General features: G+C 59.6%; 16 protein-coding genes. 6 read left to right on the forward strand and 10 right to left on the reverse strand.

From position 1 onward, the window contains the following. The first annotated feature begins 261 nt into the window (after nucleotides 1–261). On the forward strand, nucleotides 262–2220 hold the full coding sequence (locus BM279_RS08775; RefSeq protein ID WP_093502891.1) for a methyl-accepting chemotaxis protein: 1959 nt from the start codon (nucleotides 262–264) through the stop codon (nucleotides 2218–2220). A 154-nt stretch (nucleotides 2221–2374) separates the two neighbouring features. Next, nucleotides 2375–4834, forward strand: a complete 2460-nt coding sequence (locus BM279_RS08780) for a PAS domain-containing hybrid sensor histidine kinase/response regulator (RefSeq protein WP_093503519.1) — start codon at nucleotides 2375–2377, stop codon at nucleotides 4832–4834. Between the two features lie 18 nt (nucleotides 4835–4852). Here the strand turns inward: BM279_RS08780 and BM279_RS08785 are convergent, their stop codons facing one another. The 3 genes from BM279_RS08785 to BM279_RS08795 all read right to left on the reverse strand — a co-directional run bounded on the left by BM279_RS08785 (nucleotide 4853) and on the right by BM279_RS08795 (nucleotide 6351). Continuing rightward, complete coding sequence (locus tag BM279_RS08785; protein WP_093502893.1) at nucleotides 4853–5239, reverse strand: NUDIX hydrolase; 387 nt, start codon at nucleotides 5237–5239, stop codon at nucleotides 4853–4855. 205 nt (nucleotides 5240–5444) lie between these two features. Beyond that, nucleotides 5445–5849 carry a DoxX family protein gene (locus BM279_RS08790; protein ID WP_093502895.1) on the reverse strand — a complete coding sequence of 135 codons (405 nt, stop codon included), beginning with the start codon at nucleotides 5847–5849 and terminating at the stop codon, nucleotides 5445–5447. A gap of 322 nt (nucleotides 5850–6171) precedes the next feature. Continuing rightward, nucleotides 6172–6351, reverse strand: a complete 180-nt coding sequence (locus BM279_RS08795; RefSeq protein ID WP_093502897.1) for a con-10 family general stress protein — start codon at nucleotides 6349–6351, stop codon at nucleotides 6172–6174. 365 nt (nucleotides 6352–6716) lie between these two features. Here BM279_RS08795 and BM279_RS08800 point away from each other — a divergent pair, with 365 nt between their 5' ends. Next, entirely contained in the window at nucleotides 6717–6986 is a 270-nt protein-coding gene (locus tag BM279_RS08800) for a DUF1652 domain-containing protein (RefSeq protein WP_093502899.1), read from the forward strand. Between the two features lie 150 nt (nucleotides 6987–7136). On the opposite strand, the gene BM279_RS08805 is transcribed toward BM279_RS08800, so the two are convergent. Beyond that, a complete protein-coding gene (locus tag BM279_RS08805) occupies nucleotides 7137–9677 on the reverse strand; it encodes a PAS domain-containing protein (RefSeq protein WP_093502901.1) in 2541 nt (846 codons plus the stop codon). Between the two features lie 278 nt (nucleotides 9678–9955). On the opposite strand from BM279_RS08805, the gene BM279_RS08810 reads away from it, so the two are divergent. Together BM279_RS08810 and BM279_RS08815 are read left to right on the forward strand one after the other, a co-directional pair. Continuing rightward, nucleotides 9956–11752: a sensor domain-containing phosphodiesterase gene (locus BM279_RS08810; RefSeq protein WP_093502903.1), complete on the forward strand. Its 1797-nt coding sequence runs from the start codon at nucleotides 9956–9958 to the stop codon at nucleotides 11750–11752. Nucleotides 11753–11833: 81 nt separating this feature from the next. Further along, nucleotides 11834–12469 (forward strand): LysE family translocator, encoded by a 636-nt coding sequence (locus BM279_RS08815; RefSeq protein ID WP_093502905.1) that lies wholly within the window; start codon nucleotides 11834–11836, stop codon nucleotides 12467–12469. 74 nt (nucleotides 12470–12543) lie between these two features. On the opposite strand, the gene BM279_RS08820 is transcribed toward BM279_RS08815, so the two are convergent. From BM279_RS08820 to BM279_RS08835, 4 genes are all read right to left on the reverse strand, one after another. Continuing rightward, nucleotides 12544–14010 (reverse strand): alanine/glycine:cation symporter family protein, encoded by a 1467-nt coding sequence (locus BM279_RS08820; protein WP_093502907.1) that lies wholly within the window; start codon nucleotides 14008–14010, stop codon nucleotides 12544–12546. A 281-nt stretch (nucleotides 14011–14291) separates the two neighbouring features. Next, nucleotides 14292–15389: a type I restriction endonuclease gene (locus BM279_RS08825; RefSeq protein ID WP_093502909.1), complete on the reverse strand. Its 1098-nt coding sequence runs from the start codon at nucleotides 15387–15389 to the stop codon at nucleotides 14292–14294. Between the two features lie 67 nt (nucleotides 15390–15456). Next, the gene (locus tag BM279_RS08830) at nucleotides 15457–16323 is read right to left on the reverse strand and encodes a restriction endonuclease (RefSeq protein WP_093502911.1); all 867 of its coding nucleotides are present in this window, start codon (nucleotides 16321–16323) and stop codon (nucleotides 15457–15459) included. Nucleotides 16324–16590: 267 nt separating this feature from the next. Then, nucleotides 16591–17652: an SDR family oxidoreductase gene (locus BM279_RS08835; protein ID WP_093502913.1), complete on the reverse strand. Its 1062-nt coding sequence runs from the start codon at nucleotides 17650–17652 to the stop codon at nucleotides 16591–16593. Nucleotides 17653–17739: 87 nt separating this feature from the next. Between BM279_RS08835 and BM279_RS08840 the strand changes: the two genes are divergently transcribed. Further along, nucleotides 17740–18120, forward strand: coding sequence for a winged helix-turn-helix transcriptional regulator (locus BM279_RS08840; protein WP_093502915.1), 381 nt, complete (start codon nucleotides 17740–17742; stop codon nucleotides 18118–18120). 70 nt (nucleotides 18121–18190) lie between these two features. On the opposite strand, the gene BM279_RS08845 is transcribed toward BM279_RS08840, so the two are convergent. Beyond that, nucleotides 18191–18772, reverse strand: a complete 582-nt coding sequence (locus BM279_RS08845) for a hypothetical protein (protein WP_093502917.1) — start codon at nucleotides 18770–18772, stop codon at nucleotides 18191–18193. 170 nt (nucleotides 18773–18942) lie between these two features. Further along, the gene (locus tag BM279_RS08850) at nucleotides 18943–19197 is read right to left on the reverse strand and encodes a hypothetical protein (protein ID WP_036986396.1); all 255 of its coding nucleotides are present in this window, start codon (nucleotides 19195–19197) and stop codon (nucleotides 18943–18945) included. Nucleotides 19198–19209: the final 12 nt, after the last annotated feature.

The raw sequence follows: 19209 nt of genomic DNA on the forward strand, positions 1-19209 counted from the left end.
GGCGCCGGAGCTTAAAACGCACGATGTGTCGGCTTTATGGCGCCAGCTTTTATGTCCTCAAACGCCTTTGTGCTGGCCTCAGGCGTCATGCGCTGCCCCGCGTGCTGGTCATTGAAAATTACAAAATTTACAGTTTCGTGTCTGCCTGCCGATAGTGCTGTTTATGCAGCAGAAAAGCCGTTGCCGAATCGTATCGGTTCTTTGTGCACACCATGGCGCCCAACGCGCCTGTGCTCTATCGAATAATCAGGGAGTCACCCTATGCCTGTCACAAACCTGCTGCTCAACATGAGCGTTAGAAAGAAGCTGCTCAGCGGTTTCGGCCTGGTTCTGATCATCACTCTGGCCATTGTCTGGGTTGGCCAGTCCGCCTTGCACACCACCTTGCAGCGTATCGACATCCTGCTGGGCGTCAGCAGCATCGACGGCAAGCTCAGCCAGGCTCGTCAGCAGGAAAAGAACTTCCTGCTTCGTGATGACGACCAATACATGCAACAGGCCATTGCACTGACCGATGAAACCGAGCAACAGGCCAAGGTCAGCGAAGGCAAGATGCTTTATCCCGAAACGAAGGCGATGATGCGCACCGTGCAGGATGACCTGCAGGGCTACCGCGAAAAGTTGCTAAGCCTCAAGCAAGCCACCGATGCCAACAAGAACGCGCAGGCCGCGATGGAGACGGCGGCGCGTGCAGCGCTCGAGCGCTTTGCGGATCTCGAAGAGCGCCTGCGTAAGGCCGCCGTGGAGCAGATTCGCCTGACGGGTGACCAGACCAGCATCGACGTGTTGAGTCAGGCCAACCAGGCTAACTCCATGGCGATGGAGTTGCTTGAGGCGCGTCGACGGGAGAAGGATTTTCTCCTGCGTGAAGATGAAAAATATGCCACTGCATTGCAGGAGCATTTCGCTTCGCTCGCCCAGAAGGGCAGAACCCTGAACCGTGAGTTGAGCAATCCTGCTGATCAGGCGGATGTGGAGGCCGGGTTGGCTCAATTGCAGCAGTACAACGAGCAGTTCGGAAATATGCGCAAGGCGATCGAGGGTTACAACGCTACCGAAAAGGACATGACCGAGCGCGCCCGTCAGGTTGCCGCATCGTCCGATAAGTCGCTTGAAATGCAATTGACGCTGCTCAACGGTGATGCCAGCCGCGCCAAGACCATGCTCTTCGGTGCCGCTGCCATCGCCTTTGTGTTGGGCGTGCTGTGCGCGCTGGTGATTACCCGCATGATCGTCGGCCCGCTGCAGCGTGTGGTCGGCGTGGCCAAGCAGGTGGCCAACGGCGATTTGTCCGCCGACATCGTGCCGGATCGCCACGACGAGCTGGGCCAGCTGATGCAGGCGATGCAGGACATGACTCTGAGCCTACGCGATCTGCTGGGCCGCCTGGGCAATGGCGTGGCGCAACTGGCCACGGCGGCCGAAGAGCTGTCTGCGGTGACCGAGCAGACCAGTGCCGGTGTGTCCCAGCAGCGCATGGAAACCGAACAAGTGGCCACCGCCATGAACGAGATGACCGCCACCGTGCTGGATGTGGCGCGCAACGCCGAATCGGCCGCCGAGTACGCCCGTAACGCCGACGAGCAGACCCAGGAAGGTCAGCACACCGTGCAGCAGGCGGTGGCGCGTATCGAGAAGCTGGCCGTGTCCATCGAGGATTCGGCCCATGCCATCGAGTCGCTCAAGCACGACAGCGGCAATATTGGCACCGTGCTCGACGTGATCAAGGGCATCGCCGAGCAGACCAACCTGCTGGCGCTCAACGCGGCCATCGAGGCGGCGCGGGCGGGGGAGTCGGGCCGCGGTTTTGCCGTGGTTGCCGATGAAGTCCGCGCTCTGGCGCGGCGCACCCATGAGTCCACCGAGCAGATCGAGGGTTTGATCGGCAACCTGCAGAACGGCGCGGAAAAGGCCGTAGCGATGATGGGCCAAAGCTGCGCCCAGGCGGAAACCACGGTGCATGCTGCCAAGCAGGCCAATAGCGCATTGAGCGCGATCAACGCCGCGGTCTCGGAAATTCAGCAGATGAACCAGCAGATCGCCACTGCCGCCGAGCAGCAGAGCTCGGTCGCCGAGGAGATCAACCGCAGCGTGTCGAGCATCCGCGACGTGGCCGAGCAGTCGTCGGCCGCCACCGAGGAAACCTCGGCGGCCAGCGTCGATCTGGCGCGCCTCGGGGCGGATCTGCAGGCTCAGGTAAACCGTTTCAAGCTGGCCTGAGTCGCTGCCCTGCGCAGCAGAAGCGGGTTCTCGGTTGCCGGTGAACTCACCAACCAGCCCAAAATATAAATCGCGGCGGCCGTGGTAAAACGCCGCGATACAGGCTTCAATGGCTGCCTTGCTGAGCCTCTTTCTCTGCCGCCTGGGTCCTATCGTGATATCTGATGACGTCGAAGCCCTTCGGCATCGGTTGCAAGCGCTCGAGGCAGAAAATGCCCAGCTCAGGGCCAGCCTGGCTGCGACGGCCGGCGACGGCGTGTCGGCGGATCAGCGCTTTCGCCAGGCCTTCGAGCAGGCGCCGGCAGCGATGGCTGTGCTGCATGGCCCTGAGCTGCGTTTCGAATACCTCAACCCCGCCTACCAGCGTCTGCTGGGCCTGGACGATGTGATCGGCCAGCCGGCCCGCGAGGTGTTGGCCACACGCATGGCACGGCGCTTCATCGACTTGCTCGAAGAGGCCTACCGGCGTGGTCGCGCCGTGCGGGCGCGTAACTTCGAGGTGCCCGGCCGGCCCGGGCATCAGGTGGATTTCAGCTACCAACCGCAGTTCGATGGGCTGGGCCGGGTCGAGGGGTTGTTCATCCAGGAAATCGACATTGCCGAGCAGCGCCGTGTCGAGCATGCCTTCGCCCAGGAGCGGGAACGTTACGAGTTTCTGTTCAACACCATGGACGAAGGCTTCTGCGTCATCGAGTTCTTCGACGGCCCCCATGGGCCGCTCAGCGATTACGTGCACATCGAAGCCAACCCGGCCTACGCCGAGCACGCCGGAATCCGCAACGTGGTCGGTCAGAAGCTGCGCGAGATGGTAGGCGAGGAGGCCGACAGCTGGGTCGAGCGCTATGCCCATGTGTTGCATAGCGGCGAGCCGATACGTTTCGAGCAGGAGCTGATCGCAACCGGTCGCCACCTGGAGATCAGCGCTTTCCGTGTTGGGCCTGCCAGCCGCAAGCAGGTGGCGGTGCTGTTCCAGGACATCACACAGCGCAAGCAGGCCGAGGAGTCGCTGCGCCAGCTCAACGAGACCCTGGAAGCGCGAGTGCGCGATGCCAACGAGGCGCGCCGCGTGCTGGCCGGGGTGGTGGACGGCGCCGATGCGCTGATCTTCATCATGGGCTTCGACTACCGCTGGATCGCCATCAACGGCTCGGGCATGCGCGAGTACGAGCGCGTGTTTGGCGCCCGCCCGCAGATCGGCGAGGATCTCAAGCATGCGCTCAAGGAACGCCCCGAACACCTGGATATCGTGATCGCCCCCTGGCAACGGGCGCTGGCCGGTGAGGAGTTCGAAGTGGTGGTGCCGCTGCCGACGGAGCAGGGCATGCGCCATTACGAGATGCATTTCAGCCGTCTCAACGACAGTAATGGCCAGCAGATCGGCGCCTACCAGTTCGTCTACGACATCACCGAGCGCCTGCAGGAACAGGAGCGCTTGCGGGTGGCAGAGGATGCCCTGCGTCAATCGCAGAAGATGGAAGCGGTGGGCCAGTTGACCGGCGGCATCGCCCACGACTTCAACAACCTGCTGACCAGCATCAGCGGTTCGCTGGAACTCTTGCAGATGCGCCTAGGGCAGGGGCGTCTAGGGGATCTGGATCGCTACGTCAGTGCTGCGCAAAGCGCGGCGCGGCGTGCCGCGTCGCTGACCCATCGGTTGCTGGCTTTCTCGCGCCGGCAGACCCTGGACCCCAAACCGACCAACGTCAACCGGCTGGTCACCGGCATGGAAGAGCTGGTGCGTCGCAGCGTGGGGCCGCATATCACGACCGAGGTGGTGCTGGCTGCAGGGCTTTGGTCGAGCTTCATCGACGCCCCGCAGCTGGAAAACGCCTTGCTGAATCTGTGTCTGAACGCTCGCGATGCCATGCCCCACGGCGGTCGGTTGACCATCGAGACGGCTAACAAGTGGATCGATGATTACGCCGCGCGCGGGCGTAATGTACCGCCGGGTCAATACGTGTCGCTGTGCGTGACCGATACCGGTACTGGCATGAGCCCAGAGGTGATCGAACACGCCTTCGAGCCGTTCTTCACCACCAAGCCACTAGGCGAGGGCACTGGCCTGGGGCTGTCGATGGTCTATGGCTTCGTGCGTCAGTCCGGCGGCCAGGTGTGCATCTATTCCGAGGTTGGCCAGGGCACCACCATGTGTCTGTACCTGCCTCGCCTCTACGATGGCAGCGACGAGGCGGATGCCGAGACGGTCGAAGCCTCGGCCGAGGAGCCGAATGCCGGCCGCGAAACGGTACTGATCGTCGATGACGAGCCGGCCATTCGCATGCTGGTAATCGAGGTACTCGAAGGGCAGGGCTACACCACGCTGGAAGCCGGTGATGGCCCCTCCGCGTTGAAGATCGTGCAGTCCGATGCGCGCATCGACCTGCTGGTGACCGATGTAGGCCTGCCGGCCGGCATGAACGGCAGGCAGCTTGCGGACCTTGCTCGCCAGGAGCGACCGGAGCTGAAGGTGCTGTTCATTACCGGTTATGCGGAGAATTCGGTGATCGGCAATGGCCATCTGGAGCCGGGCATGCGCTTGCTGACCAAGCCCTTCACCATGCAGGCAATCGCCAGCCGTATTCACGAGATGATCGAGGGCGATCAGGTCGGCTGATCGCGCGGTGAAAGGCTGTCAGGCAGGCTTGCCGTGGCTGCTGGCGAAGTACAGTTCTAGCAGCTTGCGCGCCGATTTCTTGATCGCCTTGTCCAAGTCGACGGCTGAGAACCAGCGGCAATCGGCAATTTCGTTCTGCGGTTGCGCGGCCAGGTACTCGGGCACCGTCGCGCGAAAGACGTGATGGGGGCGGCTGTCGAATTCGTGCAGAGCCAGAAACTCCAGCGCTGTGCTATCCAGCCCGGTTTCCTCGCAGAGTTCACGCAGCGCTGCTTCGGCTGGCCGCTCGTGAGCTTCGATCTTGCCACCGGGCAGTGTCCATTTGGCATCGGCCTTGCGCACCAGCAGCACTTTGTCCCGCTGCTGGCAGATCACGGTAGCGCGAGGTTTGGTGGTCTTGATCATGGGACTTCCAACTGTCATTTGCAGTGTGCATAGGTGGCTGAAATGGCAGAAAGTTCGGACTGTTTCCGGCGTTGCACTTCTACGAGTGCATGGCCGATAAGCGCATTCTAGGCGTATTTCAGTTTTATTACAGAATGATGACGAGCCACCCGTGGCGTGGGTCACGCTTGCCGTGCCGAAATCGGATCTCCTAAGCGCCGGGCGCTTATTGCCAGCGAAGGTTGTGGCCCAGCGCGAAACGACCGGCACCGCCGATAAGCAGCGTGACGAAGATGATCGTCAGCAGCCAGGCGAACTGCCCGTCGGCCAGGCTCCACTCGGGGTGTACCAGCGTCAGCGACACCGCCAGTACAGCGAGAATCGGCAAACAGGCCAGGCGGGTAAAGAGACCCAACGCGATCAGCAGCGGGCACGCTACTTCCGCGAATAGCGCCAGGCCCAGGGTGATGCCCTGACCCAAACCGAGCGGGTCTTCGATTCGGCCCAGCTCCGCCTGCAGATCAAGCAGCTTCGGTAGGCCGTGAACGGCCAGCAACAACAGGCTGGCGCTGATGCGCAGAAACAGTAGAGCCCAGTCGTGGCTGCGCCGTTGAGGATCATCGTGATTCATGGTCCGTCTCCCTTCGTTATAGAGAGACGACTATGCGGCTCAGTCTGCCTTCTGGTCTTGGATGCCTGTGCGCGATCGGCGTCGAATTATTGAGCAAATGATTTATTGCCTTATGGGGGATGGACTCAGAAGTGGCAGTTTCCAGAATATCGAGGCAGGAAATTGTTCTGTATGGAGCAGCTAGAAAGCCGGTGGGGATGGCGGACGCTATGTTTCAACGTTGATTAAATAGCGTGTAGGGGAAGTTGCTGTGGCAACTCTTTATAAGCGTTTAAAAGAAACGCGAAACCCGCAGCGGCAGGTTTCGCAGTATTTGTGCTTCTCAGGAAGAACTGCGCTTTCCACCACCGCCATGGCTGTTCTGACCACCTTTGCGACCTGCTTCCGCTGCCTTCTGGCGATCATTGGCAAAATTTCCGCCGCTTTGTTTGCCACCTTTGCGGCCCGCTTCGGCTGCTTTGTCGCGGTCGTTGGCGAAGTTACCTGGGTTGCTATGTGCCATCTTGTTATCTCCACAATCTCAATTGTCGAAATGAGGACATCCTCATCGATTACGAAGCGGGTTTTATTGTATTCGTTCGAGTTATATAAAGGCGGAGAGACGAGTGGTGGTTATTTGTAAATTATGTCGTTGTACAAGGATGTAATTTGTAGAGGCTGGGGTTCGTGCAAAATACCTGAGTAAGTAAGCGCGCCAGTGCAAGTTGCATGAGGGCGCTTGAGCGCTCAAGCTGATTTGTTTGAAGAAACTACCTGGCATTGCTGATGCAACTCTCTTGGTAATTGCTATGTGGCAATCACTCAAATCGATGCAACACGCTTCGCTTGTAGAAGGTATCAGCGAGGTGTTTTGCAATGGAGAGACGCATGATGATGTCCATTCTCGAACAGCGGCAGATTGTCGAAGCCGCTTTTTTGCCCCTGGCCTGCCGTTGCACTATCGGCACTAATGACTTGGTGACACTCGAGCTGCGCGATCCGGGTGATGATCGCCTGTTACTGAGCGTGGCCGATGCCCAGCGCGCAGAATTGGCCAGCTCGCGGAGCATTTCCCAATTGGTGCTGCGTGTGCGTCAGCAACTTGTGCTTCTGGAGCCCGGCATGGCGGCGCCAAAGCGCCAAAGCAGCATCGCCTGATGGCAAAAAGAGCGGTCGGATGAGCGGCGAATCCATGGCCGCGTGCTGGGCTGAGCGACAAGCTACGCGGTGATGGCAGAAGCGCTTGGCGGCCGTGCGGTAAGGCTGCCATTCAAGTGTGGGCTTGAAAGCGCCTGAATGCTTGCCGGTTTAATTCGATCCGGCCGGCTCACTGTTACTCAGTAGCTGTGCCAGACGATCGGCCAGGTCGCGGCGGCGGAACGGCTTGGCCAGCACTTCGAAGCTACTGATTTGGGTCGGCGTCAGGTTGGCGTAGCCGGTGATGATCAGCACCGGCAGATCGGGGAAACGCTGGCGCAGTTCCTGGGCCAGCTGGGCGCCGGTCTTGTTCTCCATGATGTGATCGGTCACCAGCGCATCAGGGCGCAGGCCCTCGTCGATCAGCTTCAGCGCCGCAGCGGCGCTATCCACTTCGGTCACCTCATAACCCAGATCGTGTAGCTGAAGGGCGGTTGTGTCGCGTACCAGCGCCTCATCGTCGACCAGCAAGATATGGGTCGGCCGCGCCGCTCGCGGTACTTCCTCATCGCGTTCGGGCTTGTCGCTCTCCACCGGTGCATCGGTGGTTGGCAGCCACAGGCTGACCCGGGTGCCTTGCCCGCGTAACGAGTCGATGGCAAAGCCGCCGCCGGACTGCACCAGCAAGCCTTGCACCATCGACAGCCCCAGTCCCGTGCCCTTGCCAACGCCCTTGGTGGAGTAGAACGGCTCGGTGCAACGGCGCAAGGTTTCATCGTCCATGCCGCAGCCGGAGTCACTGATGGTCAGGCGTGCGTACTGGCCGCCTCTGAGGCCTGTGATGGTGTTGCTCGATATCTCGCTCAGCTCGGCAGCGATACTAAGCCGGCCGCTTTCGTCCATGGCATCGCGGGCGTTGACCGCCAGGTTGAGCACTGCCAGTTCCAGCTGGTGCGGGTCGATAAACACTGTTGGCAGGCGCTCGGGGATATCGATGCGCAGCTCGATCATCGGTCCGAGGGATCTCTGGATCAGGTCGCGCATATTGCGGATCAGTGTGCTCAATGCCACCGGCTGCGGCTTGAGGGTTTGCCGGCGAGCGAAGGTCAGCAGTCTGCCGACCAGAATGCGTGCGCGGTCTGCGGCCTGCAGCGCGCCGTCGGCCAGCTTGGTGCAGCGTTCGTCCGGCAGGCGCCGTCGGATCAGCTCCAGCGAGGCCATGATGGGCGTCAGCAGGTTGTTGAAGTCGTGGGCGATGCCGCCGGTGAGCTGGCCAACCATTTCCATCTTGTGGGCTTCGTGCAGCTGCGCGACGGCCGCTTCACGTTGCGCCACCATGGTCGCCACGCGGTCTTCGAGAGAATCGTTGAGCTCGCGCAGGTCGGCCTCGGCGCGCACCCGCTCGCTGATATCGACGCACACGCAGATGGTGCCGACGATCCTCTGCTGGTCGTCGAGCAGTGGCGTCACATGGTTCTGCACCCACACCACGCTGCCATCGGCGCGACTATGACAGCGCGTGTTTTCGAATGGGCGACCATGGCGCAGGCTGTATTCGCAGGGCGAAGCGACCGAGGCGCATTCGCCGGCTTCGGCCAGCTCGTAGAGGCTCTGGCCGAGCAACTGCTCGCGGCTGCGGCCAACGATCTCGCAGTAATGATCGTTGACCCGGATCAGGGTCATGCCGGCGTCGCACACGGCGATGCCGGCGCCGGCCTGGTCGAACATTGCCGACAGCTGGGTGGAGCTCAGGCGTAGCGCCACCTCGGCGCGGGCGCGGGTGATCCAGGCCCAGGCCAGCTTGGCCGTCTCGTCAGCCAGGTGGATTTCGTAGTCGGAAAATTCGTGCAGGCCCTGTTGCTCGATCACCAGCACCGCATCCAGCACGCCGTTACGCACCACGGGAACGTGCAAGGTTGCCGGAGTGTCATCCGTCGCCGGTTGTACCAGCGTACGGCCGCTGAGTAGCACCTCGTTTTGCCCGGCGTCGTAGGGCTGCAGTGGATGCCCGGCGCAGGTGTGCGCTGCGCTCTGGCGGATGCTCAGTGCGGCCTCGGCCTGCAGGTTTTCGGCGAAGAACACCTTTTCGGCACTCAGCTCCTCGGCAAGCCGGCGCAGCACCAGGGCTTCGACCTGATCGGGTTCACTGATCGACGGCAATGCCTGGCCCAGCTCAAGCAGAAACGCCTGGCGCCGCTCGAACTGCACGCGCTGGGTGGTTTCATTGACTACGCACAGCACGCCACCCAATGAGCCATCGGCCTCGGGCACTGCCGAGTAGGACACATCGAAATACACCGCTTCGCCGCGGCCGTGGCGCTCGATATAGAAGGGGCGGTCCTTGGCGGCGAAAGTTTCGCCGCTTTCAAGCACGCCACGCAGCAGTGGTTCGAGGTCGTCCCACAGCTCGGTCCAATTCTCTACTGCCGGGCGGCCCAGCGCGCGCGGGTGCTTGTTGCCGATGCTCGATGCGTACGCGTCGTTGTACAGGGCGATGTACTGCGGGCCCCAGAAAATCACGATCTGCGCCTTGACCGGCAGCACGGTGCTCATCAGCGTTTTGAGTGTCTGTGACCAATCGCGGGCGGCGCCCAGCGGTGAGTTGCCCGCATCAAGTGTATGCAGCAGTTGGCCAATTTCCCCGCCGTTGGCGAGAAAACCCAGGCGCTCGGTGGAGTAGGGGGCGGGTGCGGGCTTGGTCAATAAATCCATATCATCAAGGCGGGCGCAGTCGTGGCAGGACGATCTTGTCTACTAGGTAAGAGACACCTAAGCCGCACCGCGTTCAGCCATATTTTCGCAGTTTCTGATGATCTGTGCGCTGCCCAAGGGCCTCTTCGGCGATGCGTCGATTTCTCAACAGCTGGACGGTCGCAATTATTTAGGCAACTCCGTATTAGGCGTGATGTCATTTGGTTATCATCGGGTGAACGGTCTACGAAAAGGACTCCGGCACCCGTCTTTTGCGTGCAACAACCGAGAGAGCAAAGATGCGGGCGCCATATCCCCCCCTGCCGTTGAACGAGCTGAGCCGCCAGCGGCTGATAGACGCGCACCCGTGTTTCGTCGAGAGCAACACTGATGCGTTTCTCGACGAAGTGGTGAAGATCGCCGCCCTGTACTTCAACACGCCCATCTGCCTGATCACTATCGTCGAGCGCAATCGCCAGTGGTTCCGTGCACGCTTCGGCGTCGACCGCCCGGAAACCCCGCGCGCCGATTCCTTCTGTGCCTACAGCGTGGCCACCGGCGAAAGCGTCGAGGTGTGCGATGCGCTGCAGGACGATCGCTTTCGCTACAACAACCTGGTCACCGGTGAGCCCGGCATCCGCTACTACGCCGGTGTGCCGCTGGTACTCGAGGGCGGTCTGGTGCTCGGCAACCTGTGTGTAATCGATACCCGACCACGCCCGCCGATGTCCGCCGCCGATATGGCGATGCTGCAGCAGATTGCCCGCCTGGCTATCGCCCGGCTCGACGAAATGCGTACTGCTGCCTTTGTTGATGGCACTACCGGGTTGTTCAATCATGCCAAGCTGGACGAAGACATCAGCGATGCCCTTGAGCGCGGCGAAACTGCGCTGGCCGTGGCGATCGAACTGGTGTCGCCGGCGCAGCGCAACGACATGCTCAAGTCGTTGGGTTTTCAATTCCTGACCGATTTCACCCTGTCGGTGAAGAACACTCTGCGAAGTCTGCTTCCGGCCAGTTGGGAGCTTTACAAGATCAGCACGCTGCGTTTCGCCTGCGTGGTGCCAGGCGATCAGCTGGAGCAGGCCCCCGCCGTGTTCGCTACCCTGGCCGAGGCGTTCAGCAGGCCGATTCATTGTCAGGAATTGCCGGTGCTGCCGCAAATCGGTATCGGTGTGCTGCGCCTGGAGCCGGATCAAACCCCCGATGACTGGTTACGCCTGATCGTTTGCGCAGCCGATGAGGCGCGCAAGGCGGGAAAGGGCTGGTCCTATTACGACGAGCAGATGGACGCCGCGCAGCAGCGCAGTACCCGCTTGCTCAACGATCTGGCCGATGCGGTACGCGCCCATGATCAACTGCGTCTGGTGTTCCAGCCGCGCGTCGATCTGCACAGCGGCGAGTGCCTCTCCGTCGAGGCGCTGCTGCGCTGGACACACCCAACCTTGGGCGAAGTCAGCCCAGCCGAATTCATTCCGCTGGCCGAGAAGACCCCGCTGATTCACGCGGTGAGCTTCTGGGTGATCAACCAGGCGATCACCCAGATCGACGCCTGGCGCCGCGAGGGGGTCGATCTAAAGGTGGCGATCAATGTGTCCGCCGAAGACCTGAACAACGATCACCTTACCGACGAGATCGTCCGTCTGCTGGCGCGCAATGAGCTAGACGGCTCGTGCCTGGAAGTAGAGTTCACCGAAAGCGCGCTGATCGGCGACTTCTCAGTGGTGATCACTCAGATAGAACGGCTCAAGGCCATAGGCGTGGAAATCGCCATCGACGATTTCGGCAGCGGTTACAGCAATTGGTCTTATCTGCGCGACATTCCAGCCAACATCGTCAAGCTCGACCGCTCGTTCATGGATGATCTGCAGCCAGGCGGAAAGGATTGGAACATCGTGCGCGCGCTGATCAGCCTGGCCAGGGAGTTGGGCCAGCGCGTGGTTGCCGAAGGCATCGAAACCGAACAAACCCTCAAGGTGATCCGCGACTGGGGCTGCCAGGAAGCTCAGGGCTTCTACATCTCGCGGCCGCTGGAGACCGGCGACCTGATTGCCTGGCTGGAGCAGCAGGCTGGGAGCAGCTTGGGTCTGGCGTAATCCATTGGCTAAAAATTCGTACTGCCTGACATATCTGGTTACTGTTAGGATCAGGTTCGTTCGCACTCACGAGCCGCCGTCATGGCCCTGCACCTCTGGTTCACCTTCACCCTGGCTTACCTGGCTACCACGCTGACGCCGGGGCCGAATGTGCTGCTGGTAGTGCGCAATGCCTTGCGCCACGGCCCAAGCGCCATGGGCGCCACGTTGCTCGGCAACCTCACGGCGCAACTGCTGGTTACCTCCGGCGTTGCATTGGGCGTAGGCGCGCTGCTGATCGCCATGCCCACAGCCTTCCTGACCCTGAAGATCATCGGCGCCGGCTACCTGATCTATCTGGGGCTGCGCCAGCTGTTCACCCGTCAGGTAGCCGCCGGGAACTCTTCAGTGGAGCTATCCGCTGCCGTTGCGGTAGCCGGTTGGCGTATTGCCGGCGAAGCATTTCTGGTGTCGGCCAGCAACCCCAAGACGATGATCTTTCTGTGCGCCTTCCTGCCGCAGTTTCTGCAGCCAGAGCGCGCCGTGTCGCTGCAGTTCACGGTCATGTACCTGACCATCGCCGCCATCGTGGTGGTGGTGCATTCGCTGTACTGCTTTGTCGCCTTTCGCTTCAGCAAGCGGCTCAAGGCCTTGCGCTGGGTAGCGACCATCAAGCGCCTGACCGGCGCGCTGTTTATCAGTTTGGGAGTTCGCCTGCTGAGCGCGCGGGCCGCCTAGCTTCAACATTGCAGATAGCAGAACGCCGACCTATGGAGGTCGGCGTTCAGGGTTGCTGCGTAGTCCAGATATCGTCAGTTCTTCAGCGCATTGTTCGCCGAGTCGCTGTAGGTTTCTGCGCAAGTAACGTGGTCACTGCCATCCCAGCATTCGACGTTCTTCAGGTCTGGCATCTCATCGCGGTGGAACACCGGCTCCACGCCCTTGCGGCGCTGGGCGTTGTAGTGGCTGAGCAGGCGCGCGGCGATTGCCGCCAGCGGCAGGATGGCGATCAGGTTGGTGAGGGCCAGCAGCGGCATGAACACATCGGCCATGGCCCACACCACCGATACCTTGACCACCGAGCCGATCAGCACGAAAGCCATCACCAGCACGCGGAACAGGTTGAGCAGCAGCTTGCTGTCGAACATGTACTGGATGTTGGATTCACCGTAATAGTAGTTGCCGATCACCGAGGTGAAGGCGAACAGCAGGATGGCGAAGGTCAGGTAGTGGAGTGCCCAACTGCCGAGCTCTTCGGCCAGCGCCCATTGGGTCAGGCTGGCGCCCTGGGTGGCATCACCATAGGCGTGACTCGGGTCGGCGACCAGAATGATCAGCGCGGTCATTGTACAGATGACCAGCGTGTCGAAATACACGCCCAGGGTCTGTACCAGGCCCTGCTTGACCGGGTGCGACACTGATGCAGTGGCGCTGGCATTGGGCACCGAGCCCATGCCGGCCTCGTTGGAGAACAGGCCGCGACGTACGCCCATCATGATCGCCGCGCCGATACCGCCGCCAGCGATCTCGCGCAGACCGAAGGCGTGGCTGAAGATGTCGCCGAATACCCGCGGCACCTGGTCGATGTTGAGCAGGATGACCAGCAGGCCGATGCCCAGGTACATCAGGGCCATGGCCGGCACTACGGTGACCGACACCTTGGAGATGGTCTGCACGCCGCCGAAGATGATCACGCCGGTCAATACGGTGAGCGCGATGCCCACGCCCCAGGCCAGGGTGCGGCTGCCGCCTTCACCGCCGAAAGAGGTCTGCATGGCGTCAACTATGGAGTTGGCCTGTACCGAGTTGAACACCAGGCCGTAGGTGATGCTGATCATCACCGCGAACACCACCGCCAGCCACCGCCAGCCCAGGGCACGCTGGATGTAGTAGGCTGGGCCTCCGTGGTAGCGGTACTGCTTGTCCGACTTGTACAACTGACCCAGAGTCGACTCCACGAACGAGGTGGCGCCACCGACCAGCGCTACCATCCACATCCAGAACACCGCACCAGGGCCGCCCACGGCGATGGCTGTGGCTACGCCTGCGATATTGCCGGTGCCGACCCGCGACGCCGCGGAAATGGTGAACGCCTTGAAGGAGGAAATCGCCTCCTTGTCACCGTGGTTGCGCTCGAGGATCACCCGGAACATTTCCGGAATCATTCGCAGCTGCACACCGCGGCATTTGTAGGTCAGGTAGATACCGCTGAGCAGCAGCATGGGGATGGCAAGGTAGGTCCAGAGCAGGCCGGAGAAGGCATCGAGCAACGCAGACACGGGCGTCTTCCTTTGGTCGTCTTATTCGAAGGGGCGCGAGGATAGGGCAATACGCCCAAATTCCCAAACCCGATTACGCTGCCAGCCGGCCACACCAGCCCGGTTCCCTTTCCCTGCAGCGGTACTGCTTAGGGCGAGAATGGGCGAGTTGGTTCAGGTTGGCGAAGCGCTGCGGCTGAGGCGGAGGGGGCGAGAGGATGAGGGGAGGAATGGGAAGAGCTAGTTTCGCGTGTTAGGCGTCTTGGCTCACCCCATATTTCACTGCCTCTGAAGGGCGGTGATTAATTACTTTCGTAGGACTTTGCCGCAGCTTTCAATGCGTCAGCAAATCCGAAAATATCGTCGAGTGTATCGATTGGGTGTCTAGTTTCTTTCTTATCGGCATCGAAAGTGCCTATGTATTTTTGTGCTCGATTGAAATGAAGGCGTGCAATAGGTTTGCGGTTGTTGTCGTCCAGCAGAATACCGAAATAGCTCTGGGTGTCTCGGGCAGCAATTCGCTTTACGTCTACCTCGGTACGGACAATCGCCTTGATAATGTTATAGCCCTCGATTTCCTCGACCGTTGTCACAACCAAGTCCTTTTCTATCACCTCAACTTGGCTTTGCTCGGTTTTTGGTAGCTCTACCGGCTGCGCATTGTTCACGATGATCGGCTGGTTAGATCCGGAAATTGCCGACTTCAATCGCTCATTGATTTGGTCGCTGAGAAATTGCATCGTCGCCTTACGGGTGAGTAAAGCGAACTGTTCTCTGACTTTTTGGGTGATGGCACCCTCATAAACACGAGATGCGAAAAAACGTACGAAGTCTTCGTCCGGCTGCTGGAACTGAATAGCCAGCTCACGCTTTATTTGACCAACATACTTCAATTCGCCAGCAGCGCTGATGATCGAGTCAACGTCGAATGCCGATTTTGTAAGCTTCTGAAGTTCCGGCACGACGTGGTCATCTATGTCGAGTAAGTCGAATTCAAGGAACGGTTTTTCGTCCATTTTGTTTGGTGCATCTAGATCGGTAAAAAACCGATAGACCTGACCGTTCGTCAATATGGAAATGCGCGCGGTGGTTACATGGAAATACCGAAAGAGCTGGCTAGCGTGGTTGATATTTAGTGGCTCACCAACTTTCTTGCTCTCAATCAAAATCTGGATCTGTCCGTCTTTGAGGATGGCGTAGTCAATCTTCTCTCCCTTTTTTGTCCCCACGTCACATACGAATTCTGGAACCACCTCCAGCGGATCAAAGACGTCATAACCGAGCACGTTCTGTATGAACGGCATGACGAACGCATTTTTTGTGGCTTCTTCTGTTTGAATTGCTGACTTCTGCTGACGAATCTTCGCAGCCAGGCTGGCTAGTCTTTCTTCAAATTCCATAACGTCTTTCCTTGGTCGTGCATGGTTTGATGAGAGCCATGTTTATGGGACTTCTAACCTCGATTGGTTAGATCGTGCCTTTGCAGCCAGGCCATTTGGTGCATCCCCAAAACGCCCGGCCGATATGCGGCCCTCGTTTGGCTACACGTTTGAGCATGGTCGAATTACAAACAGGGCAGTTGGGTGTTTCGGCTTTGAGGCTTACTTCTTCGAGAACGGGCTTAATGTGCGTGTCTGTCTGAGGCGGCTGAATCAGAGCACGCTTGGCCGCTGCAATCCACTTCTTCAGTTCCACTCCATCCACCAGCCGAATGTTGCGGCCACTGGCAAATTCCCTAGCTTCGCTGGTGAAACTGCCTGCTGTGACGACAAAGCCGCCAACCGCGCCGTGGGTGACCATCGCACCCAGGAATTCGCGAATGACCGGCACACCTACCTTGGTGGCGCGCCACTGTTTGCACTGGACGATATAACGCTCGCCCTCAGGACTGCGCAGGATCAGATCGACGCCGCCATCCGGCCCATTGCCCCCGGTTTCGGTGATGGCGTAACCCTGCTGGCGCAGGGCCTCACCAACCAGTCTTTCGAATTCCTGCCAGGAGATGTTTTCCAACGTGCGCCCACTGAGTGTTGCAGTGGCGACTTCGGCGAGTAGCTTGCGACGACGGATACGACCGAAGATCGAGGCGATGGCCCCGAATACGCAGGCTGCGGGAACGATGTACTGAAACGCCGTTGCCCAGCCGCGAAAAACTGCGCCGGTCAGATGGCCTGAGAATTGGCTTGGGTCGGTCAATCGTGGAGGGATACTAGTTGCATAGCCATACAGCCAATACCAGCTAAGCAGCGCCAGCAGGATGCTGAGCCACCACGGCAGACGACTGGCGATGACGATAAGGTCTTCGAATGTGGAGGTCTTGCGACGTCTGGCCATCTCGTTACTTCCCTGTTGCGGCATTTGCCGGCAGAAGTCATTTCCCTGACTGCCTCGCTTTTACGCCATGAAGCACCGATTAACAGATTGCTTCACCAAGCGCGGCAAGAATATGGCTTATCGCTATCAATAAGGCCGACGTTAGCCAATCTGCCAGGTGTTACGCAAGCCATCCAATAGTGGTAGTAGAGTATTGGAGTGGGAGGGGAGTCGGGCGTCGAAGTTGGGAGCCCATAGGCGGGCTCCCGAGAGGGGCGGGTGTTGCGTTTATGGAATCAGCTTGGCCGCCCGCAGCTGCTCGAACACCGCGAAGAACGCATCGTCGGTGGCCTGGTAATCGACAAAGCCCAGCTTGCGGCTTTTCGACATGTCGGTGACCACTTCGATGGGGCGGCCCAGGTCGGCGTCGGTGTGCCAGGGGGATATCAGGCGGGTGATATCGGCTTCGGCCAGGTCGTGCTTGGCGACCAGTTCCAGCCAGGCTGCGGCGTCACTGGCCATTTGTTCTTCCAGCGGTGCGGGCTCGCCGTCGAAGGGCGCGGCCTCTAGGTCGAACCACTCGGCGATGCGTTGCCACATCCATTTCCAGCGAAACACGTCACCGTTGACGATGTTGAAGGCCTGGTTGGCCGCTGCCGGGGTGGTGGCAGCCCAGTGCAGCTGCTTGGCGAGCTGGCGGGCGTCGGTCATGTCGGTGAGGCTGTTCCACTGCACGGCCGAGCCGGGGAAGCGGAACGGGCGGCTGGTTTCCTTGCAGATGGAGGCGTAGACGGCAAGGGTAGTCGCCATGTTCATCGCATTGCCGACCGCCACGCCGGTGACGGTGTGCGGGCGGTGCACGCTCCAGGTGAAACCGTCACGCTTTGCGGCGGCGAACACTTCGTCTTCCTGGGCGTAATAGAAATTCTCCACATCCAGGCGGCCCTGTTCCTCGCGGAACGGGGTTTGCGGCAGCACGCCCTTGCCATAGGCCTCGAACGGGCCGAGGTAGTGTTTGAGGCCGGTGACCAGAGCCACGTGCTTGACGCTACCCGCGGGGCGCAGGGCGTCCAGCAGGTTACGAACCATCGCCGCGTTGACGCGGATGTTTTCCGCCTCGGTGGCCTGGCGTGCCCAGGTGGTCAGGAACACGTGGGTCGGCTTCAGGCCTTCGACGGCGCTGGCCAGCGAGGCGGGATCGAGCAGGTCGGCCGCCAGTGGCGTGACGTTCTCGGCCGTGCCCGGCTTGCGAGCCAGGCCGGTGACCTGCCAACCCTGTTCAACCAGCAGGCGCGCGGTGGCGCTGCCGACGATACCGCTGGCGCCGACGACCAGTGCGTGATGTGCCATACAGCTATTCCTCCTTCAGAACGAGTATTGGCACCATAACGACGCTGCAGACTCAAACCAAGACGGCACCAAAAGGTAACCACCCCGATGCAACCCGGCACTCCCGATGAACAATGGCGCGAAGACTGCGCGCCGCGACGCGTACTCGAACTGTTCGCCACCAAGTGGACGAGCATGATTCTGCACACCCTGCATGCCCGCCACGGCGGCACCGCCCGCACCGGCGTGCTGCACCGCAGCCTGCCCGGTATCTCCAAGAAGATGCTGGTGCAGACCCTGCGCGAACTGGAAGCCAGCGGCCTGATCGACCGCCAGGTACACGACAGCGTACCGCCTACGGTTGACTACTCGCTCACCGAGCTTGGCCAACGGTTGGTCGAGCCCATCGAGCTGATCTACAGCTGGGCCCGCGACAATGCTCCGGCGCTCGATGCGCTGCAGCCGCGGCAGACGTCGCGTAGGCGGTGATCTAACTGATAAATCCAATTCCTGTGAATGACGCCGTCAAGCCTAATGTTGATTGTATGCAGAGATGCAATCAGTCTTTTGCCGCATGCAGCGTTAGCGAGTTAAAGAAGTCTTTCGCATCTTTTTGCATGGCTGGTGGAATATTGTGTTCTTTGCCCGAATACATAAAAGAAAGTGACAATATCTGGGAGGTGTTTGGGATTGGGCACTCGAGCATGTTGAATGTTCTGTAAGTCGGCATCGACCTTGCAATTTTTTGGCGCGGATATACAGTTGTCCAAGTGTTCGAAATGCAGTCCATCTCTAAAAAGTGTTCGCGCTTGTAAGTAAAGCTCTCCAGCAGTTCGACATCAGCCTCTCTGATGGAAAACCTGGACAGCTTTTTGCCTGCTTGATCTAAGAGGTGTTCTATAGCATTAATTTTCGAATCGATGGTGCTAATTTTTAGCTCTAGAAAAGAAGTGTAGTAAGGTGGTGAGTCTGTTTGGTGCGCAAGGGTTATTTGGTTTTCTTCATCTGATTTATCCCGCTTCCAGTTTAATTTTGTGGGCGCGGAGATGCTGAATTTGTCTTGGATGGTATAGGTTTCTGCTGCTTGGGTCACTAAGGGGAAAAGTAACGATAGAGAGAGAGGGATGTATTTAAAGAACATGCTATTCCTTTCGTCGATTTATTTTTCATGGGCGCTCGATATGGTGCGAGCAGGTGCGGAAAGTTGACGTCGAGTTTCGAAGTTTTAGAGAGCCTCCGAAAACCTACCATCTCCGTTAAAATGTTTGCAGTAAAAAGTCAAGGGGCTGCCAGCCCATGCGTTGTAGATTCTTAGTTAAGGAGTTCGGTACGCAACGATTGCCACTCTTCCCAGCAATTCTCTGCAGCGATATCCGGATAACCTCTTTTCTGCTCGCCCTCTAGCGCCACGCTGAAAGGGACTTTCATGCAAGTCGCATTGTCACGGATATCGATTACTTCCTTTTCGGTAAGCAGAGCACCTTTGTGCTTCTCTGCTGCATAGAGAACCGTCACCAACGCTGGAATGAAAACCAGGCACAACGGATCATCGGATACTTCGGTCATGTTGATTCCTTT

It is taken from the genome of Phytopseudomonas straminea (genome assembly GCF_900112645.1).
GTDB classification, from domain to species: domain Bacteria; phylum Pseudomonadota; class Gammaproteobacteria; order Pseudomonadales; family Pseudomonadaceae; genus Aquipseudomonas; species Aquipseudomonas straminea.

Bases quoted from the DNA above. Each gene is read 5' to 3' on its own strand.
- BM279_RS08775 (WP_093502891.1), top strand. From the start codon at position 262: ATGCCTGTCACAAACCTGCTGCTCAACATGAGCGTTAGAAAGAAGCTG.
- BM279_RS08785 (WP_093502893.1), bottom strand. From the start codon at position 5,239: ATGATCAAGACCACCAAACCTCGCGCTACCGTGATCTGCCAGCAGCGG.
- BM279_RS08790 (WP_093502895.1), bottom strand. From the start codon at position 5,849: ATGAATCACGATGATCCTCAACGGCGCAGCCACGACTGGGCTCTACTG.
- BM279_RS08795 (WP_093502897.1), bottom strand. From the start codon at position 6,351: ATGGCACATAGCAACCCAGGTAACTTCGCCAACGACCGCGACAAAGCA.
- BM279_RS08800 (WP_093502899.1), top strand. From the start codon at position 6,717: ATGATGATGTCCATTCTCGAACAGCGGCAGATTGTCGAAGCCGCTTTT.
- BM279_RS08805 (WP_093502901.1), bottom strand. From the start codon at position 9,677: ATGGATTTATTGACCAAGCCCGCACCCGCCCCCTACTCCACCGAGCGC.
- BM279_RS08810 (WP_093502903.1), top strand. From the start codon at position 9,956: ATGCGGGCGCCATATCCCCCCCTGCCGTTGAACGAGCTGAGCCGCCAG.
- BM279_RS08815 (WP_093502905.1), top strand. From the start codon at position 11,834: ATGGCCCTGCACCTCTGGTTCACCTTCACCCTGGCTTACCTGGCTACC.
- BM279_RS08825 (WP_093502909.1), bottom strand. From the start codon at position 15,389: ATGGAATTTGAAGAAAGACTAGCCAGCCTGGCTGCGAAGATTCGTCAG.
- BM279_RS08830 (WP_093502911.1), bottom strand. From the start codon at position 16,323: ATGGCCAGACGTCGCAAGACCTCCACATTCGAAGACCTTATCGTCATC.
- BM279_RS08835 (WP_093502913.1), bottom strand. From the start codon at position 17,652: ATGGCACATCACGCACTGGTCGTCGGCGCCAGCGGTATCGTCGGCAGC.
- BM279_RS08840 (WP_093502915.1), top strand. From the start codon at position 17,740: ATGCAACCCGGCACTCCCGATGAACAATGGCGCGAAGACTGCGCGCCG.
- BM279_RS08845 (WP_093502917.1), bottom strand. From the start codon at position 18,772: ATGTTCTTTAAATACATCCCTCTCTCTCTATCGTTACTTTTCCCCTTA.
- BM279_RS08850 (WP_036986396.1), bottom strand. From the start codon at position 19,197: ATGACCGAAGTATCCGATGATCCGTTGTGCCTGGTTTTCATTCCAGCG.